Here is a 17,760-nt window from a genome sequence, read left to right as displayed (position 1 = left end):
TGAGCCTGCTCGCGATAGCGGTAGATCAGTCAACATCTCTGCTGACTGTTGATCCGTCATCGCGAGCAGGCTCGCTCCCACAGGTTTTGTGCTGTGGCAAAGAATGCGTATCAGGCCTCTAGGCCGAGGATGTCGCGGGCAACCGCTTCTGCAATCCGAATCCCATCGACACCCGCCGACAGAATCCCGCCTGCATAACCCGCGCCTTCACCCGCCGGGAACAAGCCTTTCACGTTCAGGCTCTGCATCGACTCGTCACGGGTAATCCGCAGCGGCGATGACGTACGTGTCTCGATCCCGGTCAACACGGCGTCGTGCAGCGAGTAACCGCGAATCTGCTTCTCGAACGCCGGCAAGGCTTCGCGAATGGCTTCGATGGCGAACGCCGGCAGGGCCAGCGCCAAATCACCCAAGGCAACCCCCGGTTTGTAGGAAGGTTCTACGCTGCCCAGCTCGGTGGACGGCTTGCCGGCAATGAAGTCGCCGACCAGTTGCGCCGGCGCTTCATAGTTGCTGCCGCCCAGCACAAAGGCGTGGGATTCCAGGCGTTCCTGCAACTCGATCCCCGCCAGCGGGCCGCCCGGATAATCGACTTCCGGGGTGATCCCGACGACGATCCCGGAGTTGGCGTTGCGTTCGTTACGCGAGTACTGGCTCATGCCATTGGTGACCACGCGGCCGGGCTCGGACGTCGCCGCCACCACCGTGCCACCCGGGCACATGCAGAAGCTGTAGACCGAACGTCCGTTGCTGGCGTGGTGCACCAGTTTGTAGTCGGCAGCCCCGAGTTTCGGGTGGCCGGCGTACTTGCCCAGGCGTGCGCGGTCGATCAGTGATTGCGGGTGTTCGATGCGAAAACCCACCGAGAACGGCTTGGCTTCCATGAACACGCCACGGCCGTGGAGCATGCGGAAGGTGTCGCGGGCGCTGTGGCCGAGGGCCAGGATTACGTGTTTCGAATGGATCTGCTCGCCACCGTTGAGCTCGACGCCGACCAGTTGGCCGTCCTCGATCAACACGTCGGTCACCCGCTGCTGGAAGCGCACTTCGCCACCCAACGCGCGAATCTGCTCACGCATGTTTTCCACAACGCCGGTCAGACGGAACGTACCGATGTGCGGTTTGCTGACGTAGAGGATTTCTTCCGGCGCACCCGCCTTGACGAACTCGTGCAGGACTTTGCGACCGATGAATTTCGGGTCCTTGATCTGGCTGTAAAGCTTGCCGTCAGAGAACGTCCCCGCGCCACCTTCACCGAATTGCACGTTGGATTCCGGGTTAAGCACGCTTTTACGCCACAGACCCCAAGTGTCCTTGGTGCGCTGACGCACTTCGGTGCCGCGCTCGAGGATGATCGGCTTGAAGCCCATTTGCGCCAGCAGCAGCCCGGCGAAAATCCCGCACGGACCGAAGCCCACGACGACAGGACGTTGCTCAAGATCAGCCGGCGCATGGCCGACCGCTTTGTAGCTGACATCCGGCGCCACGTTGACGTTACGGTCATCGGCGAACGTGTGCAGCACCGCCGCCTCATCGCGAACGTTGAGGTCGATGGTGTAGATGAAGCACAGTTCGGAGGATTTTTTGCGCGCATCGTAGCTGCGCTTGAACAAGGTGAAATCGAGCAGGTCATCACTGGTGATGCCCAGGCGCTGCACGATGGCAGGGCGCAGGTCTTCTTCGGGATGGTCGATCGGCAGCTTGAGTTCGGTGATTCGTAACATGACAGGATCCGGTTCGCGGGGCGCACAACTGCGCCAAGGCGTTTGAAGCCCGCGATTATAAGCCTCAAAGAATGATTCCCGTAAGGCTAAAACGATCAGTCGTTACGCGATCCGCCGAAATACCCGCACCCACGCTGAACCTGGCCGTCGACGCGCAGTTCGGCACTCATGTGCTGGACGCTGCCGGTGGTGCTGTCGACGCAACGTTGCGGTGCAACCCACAGTTCGATGTGCTGGTTATTGGCTTCGGTGCTGAGGTTGAAACGGCCATCGCCCAGTTGCTCTTCAACGTAGGGCAAGGCCAATGGCGGCTGACCGGCGCGGTCGATGACCATGCCTTTGCCGCTGACTTTCACGTTCCATTCCGGCCCATGGCCGGCAGCGCGCAGAATCAGCAGTTTGAAATTCGGATCGTCGCACGCGGTGCCCGAGCGCTCGACGCGGTACAGCTGTTCCAGATCGAGGCGGCTGTCGACGATTCGCCCGCGCACGTCGGCGAACAGCTTGCCCCGGGCATCGGCCAGGGTCGCGGCCTCTTGCAGGACGCTGGTGCCGCCGGTGTCGTTGACCACATAACTGCGCTGCTCATTGCACGGCTGGAACAACAGCTTGCCGTCGGCCGCCGTCAACTGGCCCTGCATGCGGGTCTGGCCCACGTGGGAGGCACTTTCATGCGAGCCATCGAGCAACTGGCAAGCGGCGAACAGCGGAAGCAGGGCAACAAGGACTAAGGAACGGGCAACACGCATCTTTGAGTCTCCAGACAAGTGCCGCCACGTTACTCAGCCTGACCGTTCATCACAACCCCGCCGACTTTTGATGTCCTGTTGTCGATCACCCTGCAGCAAAGCTTGCTCGCGATGGCGATCTCAAGAACGCCATCGCCGGCAAGCCGTGCTCCTACGGATTGCGTCGGGCTCAACCTACGTGAAAGCGTAGGAGCCAAGCTTGCTTGCGATGGCGATCTCAAGGACGCCATCGCCGGCAAGCCGTGCTCCTACGGATTGCGTCGGGCTCAGCCTACGTGAAAGCGTAGGAGCCAAGCTTGCTCGCGATGGCGATCTCAAGGACGCCATCGCCGGCAAGCCGTGCTCCTACGGATTGCGTCGGGCTCAACCTACATGAAAGGTCTGACCTGTTTGCAGGCCTTCCACACTTTTGGCGTAGGCCTGAGCCACATCCGCTGCCGGAACCGGTTTGTAACCACGGAAATATGGCGCGTATTTGCCCATGGCTTCGACCAGTACGTTCGGGCTCACCGAGTTCACCCGCAGACCACGAGGCAGTTCGATCGCGGCGGCGCGGACGAAACTGTCCAGAGCACCATTGACCAGCGCAGCCGAGGCGCCGCTGCGAATCGGGTCGTGGCTGAGTACGCCAGTGGTGAAGGTGAACGAGGCGCCGTCGTTGGCGTACTCGCGGCCGATCAGCAGCAGGTTGACCTGGCCCATCAGCTTGTCTTTAAGGCCCAGCGCGAAGCTTTCTTCGGTCATTTCGCCGAGGGGCGCGAAGGTCACGTTGCCGGCAGCGCAGACCAGTGCATCAAACTTGCCGGTCTGTTCGAACAGCTGGCGAATCGAGGCGCTGTCGCTGATATCCACATGAAAGTCACCGCTGTTGCGACCGATGCGGATGATCTCGTGACGCTCGGACAGCTCCTTGTCGACCGCCGAACCGATGGTGCCGCCTGCGCCTATCAAAAGAATTTTCATCGTGCTGTTCCTCGAAGTGGTTAAACGAGGTTGAAGTCTAGAGTGGTTTTTTCCATTGATAAGCGCGCTAATAGGCAACCTTTGGTTTTCTAATGGAAACAATCCATGAGCGAGATGGATGATCTGGCGGCGTTCGCGGTGTTGATCGAAGCGGGGAGTTTTACCCTGGCGGCACAGCAATTGGGCTGCGGCAAGGGGCAGTTATCGAAGCGCATCAGCCTGCTGGAAGCGCGGTTTTCCGTGGTCCTGCTGCAACGCACCACCCGCCGCTTGAGCCTGACGGCCGCGGGTGCGGCGCTGTTGCCGCAAGCCCAAGCGCTTGTGGTCCAGGTCGAGAGAGCGCGTCAGGCATTGGCGCGGTTGAAGGATGACATGGCCGGGCCGGTGCGTATGACGGTTCCGGTATCGCTGGGGGAAACCTTCTTCGATGGCTTGTTGCTGGAGTTTTCCGGCAAGTACCCCGAGGTGCAGATCGAGCTGGACCTGAGCAACAGCTATCGTGATTTGTCCCGCGACGGGTTTGATCTGGCGGTTCGCTCCGAGGTGGGCAATGACGAGCGCCTGGTGGCCCGACCGCTATTAGCCTGGCACGAAATGACCTGCGCCAGCCCGGCTTACCTTGAGCAATACGGCGAACCGTTGACGCCTCAAGCACTCGCTGAACACCGCTGTCTGCTCAACAGTCATTACAGCGGCCGCGAAGAGTGGCTCTATCACCAGCAACACGAGTTGCTGCGGGTTCGCGTGTCGGGGCCGTTCGCCAGCAACCACTACAGCCTGCTGAAGAAAGCGGCACTGGCCGGTGCCGGCATTGCGCGGTTGCCGTCCTACTTGCTGCAAGCGGAATTGGCTGACGGACGTTTGCGCTGGCTCCTGCGTAACTATCAGACACGCCGCATGCCGATGTACCTGGTGCATCCGTATCAGGGCGGTTTGCCGAAGCGCACCCAGGTGTTGGCGGATTACCTGATTGGCTGGTTCAAGCGCAGCGGTGAAGCGCTGGATCGGCTCCAGCACACCACATAGATCCCTGTGGGAGCGAGCCTGCTCGCGAAAGCGGTAGGGCAGACAACATTTCTATTGAATGCGAAATTGCATTCGCGAGCAGGCTCGCTCCCACATTGGATTTTCGTTGTTTTGGGGTTTGAGTCAGGCATAAAAAAACGGCCCGAAGGCCGTTTTTTGTTTACCGCAAAGACTCAACCACCCAAGTACGCTTCACGCACTTTCGGATCAGTCAACAGCGCTTCACCCGTGCCTGTCATCACCACCCGGCCGTTCTCCAGAACGTACGCACGGTCAGCAATTTTCAGCGCCTGGTTGGCGTTCTGCTCCACCAAAAACACCGTCACACCGTCCTTGCGCAGCTGTTCGATGATGTCGAAGATCTGCTGAATGATGATCGGTGCCAGGCCCAACGAAGGTTCGTCGAGCAGCAACAGCTTGGGTTTGCTCATCAGCGCACGGCCGATGGCGAGCATTTGCTGTTCGCCGCCGGACATGGTGCCGCCGCGTTGGGCGAAACGCTCTTTCAGGCGTGGGAAAAGTCCGAGAACCTTGTCCATCTGTTCCTGATAATCGCCCTTGTCGGTGAAGAATCCGCCCATGGCGAGGTTTTCTTCCACGGTCAGTCGGGCAAACACCCGACGACCTTCCGGCACGACTGCGATGCTCTTGCGCATGATCTGCGAGGAACTCTGACCGACCAATTCCTCACCCATGTAGCGGATGCTGCCGCTGTGGGCTTGCGGCGAACCGCAGAGCGTCATCAGCAGGGTCGACTTGCCGGCACCGTTGGCGCCGATCAGGGTCACGATCTCGCCCTGGCGGACTTCGACGTTGACGCTGTGCAGGGCCTGGATCTTGCCGTAGAAGGTGGAAACGTTTTCGAACTGCAGCATTTACGCTTCCCCCAGGTAGGCTTTGATCACTTCAGGATTGTCGCGGATCTGTTCCGGCGTGCCGTTGGCCAGAGGCGTGCCCTGGTTGATCACGACGATGTGGTCGGAAATGCTCATGACCAGTTTCATGTCGTGTTCGATCAGCAGCACGGTGACATTGTGCTCTTCACGCAACATGCTGATCAGCGCCTTCAGGTCTTCGGTTTCCTTCGGGTTCAGGCCGGCGGCCGGTTCGTCGAGCATGAGGATCCGCGGACGGGTCATCATGCAGCGAGCGATTTCCAGACGACGTTGCTGACCGTAGGCCAGGGTGCCGGCCGGACGGTTGGCGAACGCCTTGAGGTTGACCTTGTCCAGCCAGAACTCGGCGAACTCCATGGCCTCGCGCTCGCTTTTGCGGAACGCAGGGGTCTTGAACAGACCGGCCAGGAAGTTAGTGTTCAGGTGACGGTGCTGGGCGATCAAGAGGTTCTCGACCGCCGTCATGTCCTTGAACAAACGCACGTTCTGAAAGGTGCGCACCACGCCTTTGAGGGCAATCTTGTGGCCGGGCAAGCCTTCGATCGGCTCGCCGTCCAGCAGGATGCTGCCGCCACTCGGCTGGTAGAAACCGGTCAGGCAGTTGAACACGGTGGTCTTGCCGGCGCCGTTGGGGCCGATCAGTGCCACCACCTGTTTTTCTTTCACGCTCAGGGCTACGCCGTTGACCGCCAGCAAGCCGCCGAAGCGCATGCTCAGATTTTCGACTTTAAGGATCTCGCGGCTCATTTGCGCAGCTCCATGTGGGGGCGTTGCATAGGCAGCAGACCTTGAGGACGCCAGATCATCATCAGCACCATCAAGGCGCCGAACATCAACATGCGGTATTCACTGAACTCTCGCATCATTTCCGGCAACAGGATCATCACCGTGGCAGCGAGCACGACGCCCAGTTGCGAGCCCATGCCACCCAGCACGACGATGGCGAGGATGGTCGCCGACTCGATGAAGGTGAACGACTCCGGTGTCACCAGGCCCTGACGCGCGGCGAAGAAGCTGCCGGCGAAACCGGCGAAGCACGCACCTAGAGTAAAGGCTGAGAGCTTGATGACTGTAGGATTAAGACCCAACGCACGGCAGGCGATTTCGTCTTCACGCAGCGCTTCCCAGGCACGGCCCAGCGGCATACGCAGCAAGCGGTTGATGACGAACAGCGCGAACAACGACAACAACACCGCGATCAGGTAAAGGAAGATCACCTTGTTGATCGAGTTGTATTCCAGGCCGAAGTACTCGTGGAAGGTCTGCAGACCTTCTGCGGCAGTTTTATCGAAGCTCAGCCCGAAAAGCGTGGGCTTGGGAATGTTGCTGATGCCATTCGGACCGCCCGTGAGGCCGGTCAGGTTACGCAGGAACAGACGGATGATTTCACCGAAGCCCAGCGTCACGATCGCCAGATAGTCACCGCGCAGACGCAGTACCGGGAAGCCGAGCAGGAAGCCGAAGGTGGCCGACATCATCCCGGCGATTGGCAGGCAGATCCAGAAGCTCAGACCGTAGTAGTGCGACAGCAGCGCATAGCTGTAGGCGCCGACGGCATAGAAGCCGACGTAACCGAGGTCGAGCAGGCCGGCCAGACCGACCACGATGTTCAGGCCGAGGCCGAGCATCACGTAGATCAGCACCAGGGTGGCGATATCCACCGCACCGCGGGAGCCGAAGAACGGCCAGACCAGAGAACCGATGATCAACGCGATGATGATCCAGCGCTGAGTGCTCGGCAGGGTCAGGAACGTACTGGCCTTGGCCGGCATCACCGGCAGGTTGGGCGAGGATTTCCAGGCTGCACTGATCTGATGGTCGAACAGCACCCGCAGGAACATCAACACCGAGCACACGGCGATGGTGATCAGCGTTGCAGTGCTGGTGCCATGGACTTCGAGGTTGATGCCGACAATGGTCAGTTTCAGACCGAGTACCGGGTAGGCAACGGCCCACACCAGCAAGGCGCTGAATAACGCCTGTTTAAGATTCCTAGTCATACTTTTTCAACCTCCGGACGGCCCAACAGGCCGGTTGGCCGGAACAACAACACCAGAACCAATAAGCCGAACGCCACAACGTCCTTGTACTGGTCGCCGAAGATATCGGCACCAAAGGCTTCCGCCACCCCAAGCACGATCCCGCCGAGCATGGCGCCGGGGATGCTGCCGATGCCGCCCAGTACCGCTGCGGTGAAGGCCTTGAGACCGACCAGGAAGCCGGCGTTCGGGTTGATCACGCCGTATTGCATGCTCAGCAACACAGCCGCGATGGCCGCCAGTGCGGCACCGATGACGAAGGTCAGGGCGATGATGTTGTTGGTGTTGATACCCAGGAGGTTGGCCATCTTGATGTCTTCGGCACAGGCACGGCAGGCGCGACCCAGGCGAGAGCGGGAGATGAACAGCGTCAGGCCGAGCATGGCGACAAAGGTCACCACGAACACCACGATTTGCATGTAGGAAATCAGCACTTCTTGTGCGCCACCTGGCCCTATGGCGAAGTTGCCAGGGATCAGGTTGGAGATGGATTTGTCCTTGGAGTCTTGCGCCAGCAGAACCGTGTTCTGCAGGAAGATCGACATGCCGATGGCGGAAATCAGCGGGATCAGACGGTTGCTGCCGCGCAATGGGCGGTAGGCGATCCGTTCGATGCTGTAACCGTAGGCACTGGTCACGACAATGGTCGCGAGAAAAGCGGCGGTCATCAACAGTGGAACACTGTCGAGTCCCATCATGGACAGGCCCGCAATGGCGATGAACGCCACGTAGGAACCAATCATGTACACCTCGCCGTGGGCGAAGTTGATCATTCCAATGATGCCGTAAACCATCGTATAGCCGATGGCGATCAGGGCATACGTGCTGCCAATGGTCAGACCATTAACCAGCTGTTGGAAGAAGTGATAGATGTCAGGCATTACAGCGCTCCTAAAAACCTGATACGCATTTCACTGGTGGAGTCATTTTCCCGCTCGAGCCCCGTGGATCTGCATCCACTTCGAACGCGAGGTTTGCCAGCGAACCGCTGATGACGGTTTTGAGATTTTCAGGTGGGGAGACTGGCGGATCACGCCAGCGCGGCCCAATACGTTCGTAAAACAAAGCCCACGGCACGCCGTGGGCTTTATTGGCAGTCAGTCAGGCAACGCCTTACTGAGGCTTGGCTTCAGTTTTAGGTTTGCCGAAGTGCCACTCGTAAACCACAAATTTGAAGTCTTTCAGGTCGCCCTTGGCGTCGAAGCTCAGGTCGCCAGTCGGGGTTTTGAACGTGCCGGCGTGGATAGCTTCAGCCACTTTGGCAGCGTCTTCGCTCTTGGCAGCCTTGATGCCGTCGGCAATCACGGTCACAGCCGAGTAGGCCGGGAACACGAACGGACCGCTTGGGTCTTCTTTCTTGGCTTTGAACGCATCAGCCAGGGCGATGTTGGCCGGATCCTGGTCGAAGGATTTCGGCAGGGTTACCAGCAGACCTTCGGAAGCGTCTTTGGCAATCTGCGAAATGGAGTCGTTACCCACGCCTTCCGGACCCATGAACTTGGCTTTCAGGCCTTTTTCCTGTGCTTGACGCAGGATCAGACCCAGCTCCGGGTGGTAGCCGCCGTAGTAGACGAAGTCGACGTTGGCTTGCTTGAGCTTGGAGATCATCGAAGAGAAGTCTTTGTCGCCGGCGTTGATGCCTTCGAACACGGCAACCTTGACGTTTTTACCTTCCAGGGTTTTCTTCACGGCGGTGGCGATGCCTTCACCGTATTGCTGTTTGTCGTGCAGAACAGCAACGATCTTCGGCTTTACGAAGTCGGCAATGTAGTTACCGGCGGCAGGGCCTTGGGCGCTGTCCAGACCGATAGTACGGAAGATCATTTTGTAACCGCGATTGGTGATGTCCGGGCTGGTGGCAGCCGGGGTGATCATGATCACGCCTTCGTCTTCGTAGATGTCCGAAGCCGGTTGGGTGGAGCTGGAGCACAGGTGACCGACCACGAACTTGACGCCGTCGTTGACGACTTTGTTCGCGACCGCTACCGCTTGTTTTGGATCACAGGCGTCATCGTATTCAACGGCTTCGAGTTTCTTGCCGTCTACGCCGCCTTTGGCGTTGATCTGTTCGATGGCCATTTTGGCGCCACTGAACTGCATGTCGCCGTATTGAGCTACAGGACCGGTTTTAGGGCCGGCGATGCCGATCTTGATGGTGTCAGCTGCGAACGAATGGCTGGCAACCCCGGCCAGAACCATAGCGGCAAACAGTTTGGAAATCTGCTTAGTAGCCTTAGTCATAGTGCTCCACTCTTACTGTTGTAGTTTTTATAGTCCTGGCGCCGTAGCAGCAGAACCGGGTCAGATATCTTCGATATCCTCCGGAAAATGCCCCCGGCAACTGTACCGGTACAGTGTAGAGCGCCAATTGTTAGCCTGGGAAGCTGGCGCCAGGGGGCAAAATCAGAGGGTGTCGCTTTTTTGAAAGAAAAAGACAGAATGGCGGCGGGGGTTCAGGCTGAATTAACAGCAATCCTTGGCTTTCCTGCACTTTTCAATCAGTGACTCAATTGCATCCGGGTTTTTCTGCCAGACCACCGACGTTATGATTGCGTCAATTTATTTTCCGGACAGGACCCATGACTCAAGAACCTAGCACCCTCTATGCCAAGCTGCTTGGTGAAACCGCATCTATTACCTGGAAGGAGCTGGAGCCGTTCTTCGCCAAGGGTGCCCTATTGTGGGTCGACCCCGGTCTGGATTTGATTGCTGCAGCGCAGGCAGTGGCGACCGATGAAGGCGAGAAAGTGGCTGCCTGGCTGGCCGCCGACAAGGTCGCCAAGCTGTCTGAAACGCGGGCGCTGGATCTTTTCGAACGCGATCCAGAGCTGTGGGCAGTGGTCGTTTCGCCGTGGATTCTGATCCAGGAAAGGGCGACGAGCTGAATAGGCGCACTTAATTGGTGCGTGGCTTTGCCGGGCAAAAGTGTGTAGCCGAGTAGCGTGATGGCATGTTGCCGTAGAGAAAGGCCACAGAAGGGTCTGGCGAGGGTGACGTAAACGTAACGGGAACAGTTTAATGAGCAGCCTTCGGGTTGCTTAATTGTTTCTGAATGTTGGGATTTGTAGTGAGTCTGAGGCCGCCATCGCGAGCAGGCTCACTCCCACAATGGGATCGCATCCTTTCAGGAAGAATGTGGTCCCCTGTGGGAGCGAGCCTGCTCGCGAATTGGCCGCGACGCGGTCTCGCGCCGGTCTTAGAAGCTCTTGCCAGTATGGTTATTCAGCGAAATAACCTTGGTCTTGCCAATGCGATGACGGTAGATCTCGCGCAAGTACTTGATCGACTTCTTCACGCAATCCCGGGACAGACGAATGTCATTGATCGAGACGAACTTGTCTTTGTCGTTGATCAGCTCGCGGTACTTCTTCTCGTACATCGGTTTGATCGCGTACCAGTTGGTGTCTAGGATCTTCGCCGGGTTCTCGAATTCATTCAGCAGCTCGTCGATCCGGTCTTCGTCGAACTCTTCATTAATGATGAAGTCCAGGATCGAGTTATCCAGGGTCTCGTCAAAGCGGTACGGGTTTTTGGCAAAGCAACGCTTGATAAAGGCCACGATCAGCGTCAGGAAGTCGTCCGACAGGCACGGGCTCTTGGCGATCAGGGTGGTCAGCGACAGGTTGGCCGAAGCGCCGATAACCAGCGCATAACGCTTGAGCGTGGTGTTCGGGAACAGGCTGTTGAGGTGAGTCTTCAACCGGTTCAAGTCCATGTAGGACAGCTTGTAGTCTTTGGGCAACGAAACAATCGAGACCACCGACGAGCAGTTCTTGAAGAAGTGCAGGTCGTGCAATGCGGCCGCGTCGTACCCCGAATTCTTGTACTGTTCCAGCGAGGCGCGATAGCGCTTGGATTCGATCGGCAACAGGCTGATGCCTTCGATTGCCTGGGTCACTTTGTTGAAGTGCGGCAAGTCGATGGAGCGGAAGAACAGGTCGTCGATGTTCAGGCGCTGCGGCTCTTTCTCGAACACTTTGAACTTGTCGCTGCTCGGCGGCGGGGTTTCCGGCACCACGGACTCGGCGTAGGCAATCGCTACGGGGCCGGCCAGACTCATGAACAGGTCGTTGGCGTCGAGGCGAATGGTTTCGCCAATGTCGATGCCAGCACGACGGAAATAGTTTTGGTCGTAGTCGGTGGTGACCGCTTGCGCCGTCAGAATGTTGAAGATCTGCTGTGAGATGTATTGGTTAGCGTGCTTTTCCATCGCGTTGACGTCGATGTTCTGGATATTGCCGTCATCGCTTTCTTCGGCGTAACGCATGATGTCGTTGGAGATCAGCATCATGGCGTTCCATGGGCGGATACGGCCCATGACACTGGCTTCGCTGCTGTCTTCGTTGGCGAAGTTGTAAGAGAAGTCCCACTCTTCCGACAGGTATTTACACAGCAGACGACCAGCGTTGATGTGCAGCGCCTCGGACATTTCGCTGCGGTGATCGGAAATGTTCGGCAACACGCAGATGCCGCTGGTGAAGATCGGCTCGAAGACGAAGGAATGACCGCTCTTGCCGTCGTGCTCGTCCATCGGTTTGGTATCGAACGTCTTGTTCATGTACGAGTGCTGCTGGGCCAGGCCGAATTCCGAGGCCATGCCCGAACCGGTACCGCCGCCGGCACTGAAGATCGAGAAGTACAGGCGCGACTGGTTGGCCTTGATCCCGCAGCTGTCGATCAGGTACGAGTGAATCATCTTCCAGTCAGGGCTGGAGAAACGCTGGGTGTCTTTGTTCAGGATGATCTTGGCCAGGTATTGGCCGAGAATCGGCGCGTTACCGGCGCCTCCGGCGTGGACTTCCGACAAGTCCATGATTTTCATTTTGCTGTAGTCGCGCAGAAAACCGCTTTTTTCGCCCTTGCGCGAGAAACGGATGCGGCCGGCGATGTCTTTGTCCAGGTCGCCGAGCATGACCAGCGGTTCTACCAGGAACACCGGTTTGGTGGCCTTGTTCGGCCCCAGGCGCAAGTTGTTGCGAATCCACTGTGCCGGGCTGTAGCCCTTTTCGGCGAAGCGCTTGTCCGGCGACAGGCGATCTTCGTTATTGAATTCGTTGAGGTAGAACTTGCGGGCGTTGTACACCAGCTCCGCGACGTCCAGCGCGATGTTCGAACCGCAGCGGCCCAGGCCGATCAGGCACACCGACGGAAATTCCTGATCGTTGTGCTGTTCGCTGTCGCCTTCCAGATGCGGTGGGCGCGGGAACACCATGTCGCGCAGGCCGTCGAGATTATCGAGGATGCGGTCGGTATTGGTTTCGGTGAAGTACAGGTATTGCTGAGTCGATAACGGGCGCGATGGCGTCAATGGCTTCGACGGTGCAGGGCTGTTCGCCGCGGGGCTCAACGTCAGATCGGATATCGCAGTGGCCGGATTGTTTTTAGAAGTCATTGTGCGCCATGTACCTGGGCTGGTTGGTTGAGCGACACGATGTCGTCGAACCATCACGGATGGGATCTCGCGTCTTTTTTCAGCGCGTATTTGGCCCAAGCGTCAGGGTCTTGGCCTGAGCATCACTCGGGGGAATCCTTTCCTAAGTCATGATGAATCGGCCAATATTCACCGATCTTTAATCAAAAGGAGGCCAGATGATGGCATCGTTACCTTCGCTCGGGTTTGCCGGGGTCGGCCTGATGGGCTTGCCGATGTGCCGGCGCCTGCTGGCAGCGGGCTATCCGCTGACTGTGTGGAACCGCAATCCAGTCAAGTGCGCGCCGCTGGTCGAGGCCGGTGCACGACAGGTCGCCACGCCGGCTGAGCTGTGCCAGCACGCCGACGTGGTGATGTTGTGCCTGGCGGATACGTCGGTGGTTCGTGAGGTGGTGTTTGGCGCGGCAGGGATTGCGCAAGCTGCGAAAAGCGGTCAATTGCTGGTGGATTTTTCCAGCCTGGAACCGACCGCGACGCGGGAAATGGCGACAGCGCTGGTCAACCAAACCGGCATGAGCTGGCTGGATGCACCGGTGTCCGGCGGAGTGGTCGGTGCCGAGGCCGGCAGCCTGGCGATCATGGTGGGTGGTGAAGCGCAGGACCTCGAGCGAGTCCGATCTGTTCTGCTCAACCTCGGCCAGCGCGTGACCCACATGGGCGCAATCGGGGCCGGGCAGGTGACCAAGGCTTGTAATCAGATGATCGTCGCCTGCAACGCGCTGGTCATCGCCGAAGTGGTGGCGTTGGCCGAGCGGTCCGGGGTCGACGCCCGTCTGATCGCCGAGGCGCTGGCCGGTGGTTTCGCCGATTCAAAGCCGTTGCAGATCCTTGCCCCGCAAATGGCCGACAGCCGTTTCGAACCCGTGAAGTGGCACGTCCGGACGTTGCTCAAAGATCTCGATAGCGCGGTGAAATTCTCCCGCGAACAGGGTTCGGCCACACCGATCAGCGGATTGGCTGCACAACTGATGCGCCTGCATGGAGGCCAGGGTTTTCTGGAAAAAGATCCGTCGACGTTAGTGCAGTTGTACCGCGAACCAGACTCAGAGAACTGACGATGGAGGAGTGTCTGCGCTGGTTGATTTCGTTCAGCACCGGGCGTAATTCCTCCAGCGGCACCGGACGGCTGAGCAGGTAACCCTGAACAAAGTCGCAACCGTTGCGCTCTAGAAATTCGTATTGCTCGAAGGTTTCGACACCTTCGGTGACCACCTGCAAATGCAGGGTGTGCGCCATAACAATAATGGCCTGGACGATCTCCATGTCCTGGGTGGCCTTGGGAATGTCCTGGATGAACGAGCGGTCGATCTTTAGTGTGTTGAGTGGCAACCGCTTGAGATAGGCCAGTGATGAGTAACCGGTGCCGAAGTCATCAATCGACAGCGACACGCCGAGGGCACGAATCTGGCGCAGCAACACCAGCGTATCGGCGATGTTGCCCATCAGCGCATTTTCGGTCACTTCCAGTTCCAGCCGCCACGGCGCCACGCCGGAGATCCGCAGCGCGTGTTCGATTTCATCGGCCAGTTCTTCTCGCGCCAGGTTCAGGGGTGAGCAGTTCACGGCGATGTGGAGTTCTTCGCAACCCTGACGCGACAACTCGCCCAGATCCTCACAGGCTTTGCGCAGGACCCAGTTGTCCAGTTCGGCGATCAGGCCGTTGGCCTCGGCGATGGCAATGAACCGGTCCGGTGCCAGCAGTCCGTGAACCGGATGTTGCCAGCGGACCAGCGCTTCAAGTTTGCTGACCTGAGCGTTTTTCAGGTCGTAGATCGGTTGGTAATAGAGCATCAGTCCGGTGTTTTCGCGCAGGGCGTGGCGCAGTTCTTCTTCCAGTTGCAGTTCCAGCGTCGCGCGGGTTTTCAGGTCTTCGCTGAAGAAATTCAGGCCATTGCGCCCGCTGTCCTTGGACTGATACAGCGCCAGGTCAGCGTTTTTCAGCAACTCTTCACAGGTCTTGCCATCTTCCGGAAACAAGCTGATGCCGATACTGGTGGTCATGACCATGCGCCGCCCGGACAGCTCGATGGGCTCCTTCATTTTCGCCATGATGCGCTGGGCCATGTGTCGCGCTTCATCACGATCATGCAGGCCGATGAGGATGCAAAACTCGTCGCCTCCGAAGCGCGCAACCACATCTTCGTGGCTGCGTACCGAACACTTTATGTGGTTGGCCAGGACTTTGAGCAATTCGTCGCCGGCATCATGGCCGAGGCTGTCGTTGATCCGCTTGAAATGGTCGATGTCCAGGAACAGCACCGCCAGCATTCCGCCTTCGTTGGTTTTCTCGATGAGTTTCTCGGCAAAAATCTGGTTGAAGCCACGACGGTTGATCAGGTTGGTCAGGGGGTCGTAGTGCGCCACCTGTTGTAACGACATCCTCGCCTGGTCCAGTTGACTGAGCAGGGCGTTGACCCGCTGCAAGTCGCACTCCTTGATTTGCAACTTCTTGTCGGCCAGTGCTGCGCTGATGCTGCTGCCAATGATCAGCAATGTCATCACCGCCACCGTCAGCCCCAATTGCAGGTGGTTGTTATCACCGGGCAGCGGCTGGAGGCTGTTGTCGGGCAGCACCAGACTGAGCGCCGCCATGCCGGTGAAGTGCATGCTGACGATACCGGCCCCGAGCACCAGGCTGGCGGTGTATTTGAGCAGTTGATGAAACACACCGCTGCCTTCGCGCAGGTGACTGGAAATCAACAATGCGGCCAGGCTTGCGCCAATCGCGATCACGATGGAGAGGGTAAACAGGACGGGTTGGTAATAGGCCGTCGCCTCCGAACGCATGGCGGCCATGCCCACGTAGTGCATGGTCGCGATGCCTAGGCCTATCCACACGGCGGCCCGCAAGTATTGCCAGAAATTCAGATGAGGATGGCTGAGGGTATGCATCGCCAGCCACGAGGCCGTCAGCGCGAACAACAGTGAGATCAGAGTGATGGGCAGCTGGTAATGGATTTCGATCGGCGCCTGGAACGCCAGCATGCTGATGAAGTGCATGGCCCAGATACCGCCCGCCAGACACCCGGCACCGACCCAGCACCAGAGACGTTGGGACGCTGATTTTTCTGCATGGCCAACCCGTTCGGTTATGTCCAGCGTGGCAAAGCCGGCCACACAGGCGACCACATAGGCCAGTAACACCAGAAAGGGGTTATGAGCGCAATTGAGTATGACCTGCCCGGTCTCTGGTAGTTGGGTAGTGAAATATAAAGCAGGCCACTCCATTGTACGCCCCGCATCTATCATTCTGGCCGACACCATGAACCTGGTGAATGCGTTGGAGTATAGGTGTCATGCACAGAGTGCAAGCGGTAGTGGCATATTGATTCTAATGATTTTGGAATGAGCCGCTGAATGTTTAGAAATAAAATGTTGCATGGGCGGTACCTCATTACATGGGGCGCTATCACCTTTACGAATAATGACAGACAGCTCCGGCGGGCCTGACTAGATTGCAGGTTCCGGGCTCGGATGCGCTGGCAGTGAAGCCCCAATAACAATAAAAGAGACGGACCCATGCAGAACTCGACCCAAGCGGCGAATGCCTGGCGCATTCTGTTCCTGCTGTTCCTGGCCAACCTGTTCAACTTCTTCGACCGCACCATTCCGGCCATCATCATCGAACCGATCCGCATGGAATGGCACCTCAGCGACTTTCAGTTGGGGATCATCGGTACCGCCTTCACGATCGTCTACGCGATCGCGGGCCTGCCTCTGGGACGGATGGCCGATACCGGTTCACGCAGCAAATTGATGGGCTGGGGCCTGGCGGCGTGGAGCGGGTTGACAGCGGTGAACGGCCTGGTGGGGAGTTTCTGGAGTTTCCTGATCGTGCGCATGGGCATCGGCATCGGTGAAGCCAGTTACGCGCCGGCCGCCAACTCGCTGATCGGCGATCTGTTCCCGGCCCACCGCCGAGCGCGGGCGATGGGTATCTTCATGCTGGGGCTGCCGTTGGGCCTGCTGCTGGCGTTCTTCACCATCGGCGCGATGGTCAAGGCTTTCGACAGTTGGCGCGCGCCGTTCTTTATCGCGGCAGTGCCGGGGCTGATCCTGGCGATCTTCATGTTTTTCATCAAAGAACCCAAACGCGGTGCCGCGGAGAGTGTGCAAGTCTCGCAGGAGCGCGTAGACCGGCCGATCCGTCGGGTGTTGGCGGTGCCGACTTTCCTGTGGCTGGTGATGGCGGGGCTGTGCTTCAACTTCGCCACGTATGCCTGCAACTCGTTTCTGGTGCCGATGCTGCAGCGCTATTTCCTGATGCCGTTACAGGAAGCGGCGGTGGCGACCGGGGTGATCGTCGGCGTGACCGGGTTGTTCGGCCTGACACTGGGCGGTTGGGTCGCGGACAAGATTCACCAGCGGGTGGCCAATGGTCGCCTGCTGTTTGCGGCGTTCAGCTTGATCATCTCGACCTTGTGCACCGCTTGGGCGCTGCATTCCGGGCGGATCGAGATCGGAGTATTTGTGGCGGTGTTCAGTGTGGGCTGGTTGTTTGCCTACAACTTCTACACCTGCGTTTACACCGCCATACAGGACGTCGTCGAGCCGCGCTTGCGGGCCACGGCCATGGCGCTGTTCTTTGCCGGGTTGTATTTGCTGGGTGGCGGTTTGGGGCCGGTGGTGGTGGGTGGGCTGTCCGATCACTTTGCGCATACGGCGATGCTCTCGGCGGGTGCTGAACAGATGACCGAGGCGTTCAAGGCTGTCGGGTTGCATGACGCGATGTACTTGATCCCGGTGGCGCTGTTTTTCACCATGGTGTTTCTGTTCCTGGCTTCACGGTGTTTTGTGCGCGATACCAAGCGGATGAAGGACGGGTTGGTGGCGGTGGTTGAGCCTGTGGGTTCTGCGGTGACTGCATGATCGCCATCGCGAGCAGGCTCGCTCCCACAGTTGATTAATGGTGTTCATAAATAGTGTGGCCAC

General features: G+C 58.6%; 14 protein-coding genes. 4 read left to right on the top strand and 10 right to left on the bottom strand.

Features of this window, described 5'->3' with window-relative positions; all coding sequences use genetic code 11:
- Positions 1 to 110: 110 nt before the first annotated feature.
- From ACYZTW_RS26660 to ACYZTW_RS26650, 3 genes are all read right to left on the bottom strand, one after another.
- Positions 111 to 1,724, bottom strand: a complete 1,614-nt coding sequence (locus tag ACYZTW_RS26660) for an NAD(P)/FAD-dependent oxidoreductase (RefSeq protein WP_462002470.1) — start codon at positions 1,722 to 1,724, stop codon at positions 111 to 113.
- Between the two features lie 95 nt (positions 1,725 to 1,819).
- Positions 1,820 to 2,473, bottom strand: coding sequence for a COG3650 family protein (locus tag ACYZTW_RS26655; RefSeq protein ID WP_462002469.1), 654 nt, complete (start codon positions 2,471 to 2,473; stop codon positions 1,820 to 1,822).
- 363 nt (positions 2,474 to 2,836) lie between these two features.
- Positions 2,837 to 3,436: a short chain dehydrogenase gene (locus tag ACYZTW_RS26650; protein WP_462002468.1), complete on the bottom strand. Its 600-nt coding sequence runs from the start codon at positions 3,434 to 3,436 to the stop codon at positions 2,837 to 2,839.
- Positions 3,437 to 3,541: 105 nt separating this feature from the next.
- On the opposite strand from ACYZTW_RS26650, the gene ACYZTW_RS26645 reads away from it, so the two are divergent.
- Positions 3,542 to 4,462 (top strand): LysR family transcriptional regulator, encoded by a 921-nt coding sequence (locus ACYZTW_RS26645; protein WP_462002467.1) that lies wholly within the window; start codon positions 3,542 to 3,544, stop codon positions 4,460 to 4,462.
- Positions 4,463 to 4,635: 173 nt separating this feature from the next.
- On the opposite strand, the gene ACYZTW_RS26640 is transcribed toward ACYZTW_RS26645, so the two are convergent.
- The 5 genes from ACYZTW_RS26640 to ACYZTW_RS26620 all read right to left on the bottom strand — a co-directional run bounded on the left by ACYZTW_RS26640 (position 4,636) and on the right by ACYZTW_RS26620 (position 9,638).
- Positions 4,636 to 5,337, bottom strand: coding sequence for an ABC transporter ATP-binding protein (locus ACYZTW_RS26640; RefSeq protein ID WP_008147292.1), 702 nt, complete (start codon positions 5,335 to 5,337; stop codon positions 4,636 to 4,638).
- A complete protein-coding gene (livG, locus tag ACYZTW_RS26635) occupies positions 5,338 to 6,105 on the bottom strand; it encodes a high-affinity branched-chain amino acid ABC transporter ATP-binding protein LivG (protein WP_462002466.1) in 768 nt (255 codons plus the stop codon).
- Positions 6,102 to 7,358, bottom strand: a complete 1,257-nt coding sequence (locus ACYZTW_RS26630) for a high-affinity branched-chain amino acid ABC transporter permease LivM (protein ID WP_462002465.1) — start codon at positions 7,356 to 7,358, stop codon at positions 6,102 to 6,104. Before ACYZTW_RS26630 ends, livG begins: the two co-directional genes overlap by 4 nt.
- The gene (gene livH / locus ACYZTW_RS26625) at positions 7,355 to 8,278 is read right to left on the bottom strand and encodes a high-affinity branched-chain amino acid ABC transporter permease LivH (protein ID WP_462002464.1); all 924 of its coding nucleotides are present in this window, start codon (positions 8,276 to 8,278) and stop codon (positions 7,355 to 7,357) included. The genes ACYZTW_RS26630 and livH overlap by 4 nt, the downstream gene beginning before the upstream one ends.
- Before the next feature lie 232 nt (positions 8,279 to 8,510).
- Positions 8,511 to 9,638, bottom strand: coding sequence for a branched-chain amino acid ABC transporter substrate-binding protein (locus tag ACYZTW_RS26620; protein WP_046046219.1), 1,128 nt, complete (start codon positions 9,636 to 9,638; stop codon positions 8,511 to 8,513).
- Positions 9,639 to 9,976: 338 nt separating this feature from the next.
- Between ACYZTW_RS26620 and ACYZTW_RS26615 the strand changes: the two genes are divergently transcribed.
- Positions 9,977 to 10,282, top strand: coding sequence for a DUF2288 domain-containing protein (locus tag ACYZTW_RS26615; RefSeq protein ID WP_129441798.1), 306 nt, complete (start codon positions 9,977 to 9,979; stop codon positions 10,280 to 10,282).
- Between the two features lie 311 nt (positions 10,283 to 10,593).
- Here ACYZTW_RS26615 and ACYZTW_RS26610 read toward each other — a convergent pair whose 3' ends face one another.
- On the bottom strand, positions 10,594 to 12,789 hold the full coding sequence (locus ACYZTW_RS26610; RefSeq protein WP_462002463.1) for a hypothetical protein: 2,196 nt from the start codon (positions 12,787 to 12,789) through the stop codon (positions 10,594 to 10,596).
- A 197-nt stretch (positions 12,790 to 12,986) separates the two neighbouring features.
- On the opposite strand from ACYZTW_RS26610, the gene ACYZTW_RS26605 reads away from it, so the two are divergent.
- Positions 12,987 to 13,883, top strand: coding sequence for an NAD(P)-dependent oxidoreductase (locus ACYZTW_RS26605; protein WP_462002462.1), 897 nt, complete (start codon positions 12,987 to 12,989; stop codon positions 13,881 to 13,883).
- Here the strand turns inward: ACYZTW_RS26605 and ACYZTW_RS26600 are convergent.
- Complete coding sequence (locus ACYZTW_RS26600) at positions 13,774 to 16,056, bottom strand: putative bifunctional diguanylate cyclase/phosphodiesterase (RefSeq protein ID WP_462002461.1); 2,283 nt, start codon at positions 16,054 to 16,056, stop codon at positions 13,774 to 13,776. The genes ACYZTW_RS26605 and ACYZTW_RS26600 overlap by 110 nt on opposite strands.
- Before the next feature lie 291 nt (positions 16,057 to 16,347).
- Here ACYZTW_RS26600 and ACYZTW_RS26595 point away from each other — a divergent pair, with 291 nt between their 5' ends.
- Positions 16,348 to 17,697, top strand: coding sequence for a spinster family MFS transporter (locus ACYZTW_RS26595; RefSeq protein WP_462002460.1), 1,350 nt, complete (start codon positions 16,348 to 16,350; stop codon positions 17,695 to 17,697).
- Positions 17,698 to 17,760 lie beyond the last annotated feature (63 nt).

This window comes from Pseudomonas sp. LB3P25 (assembly GCF_054897985.1).
The sequence above is the reverse complement of the archived record's forward strand: the minus strand, read 5'-3'. Positions and strand labels throughout refer to the sequence as shown.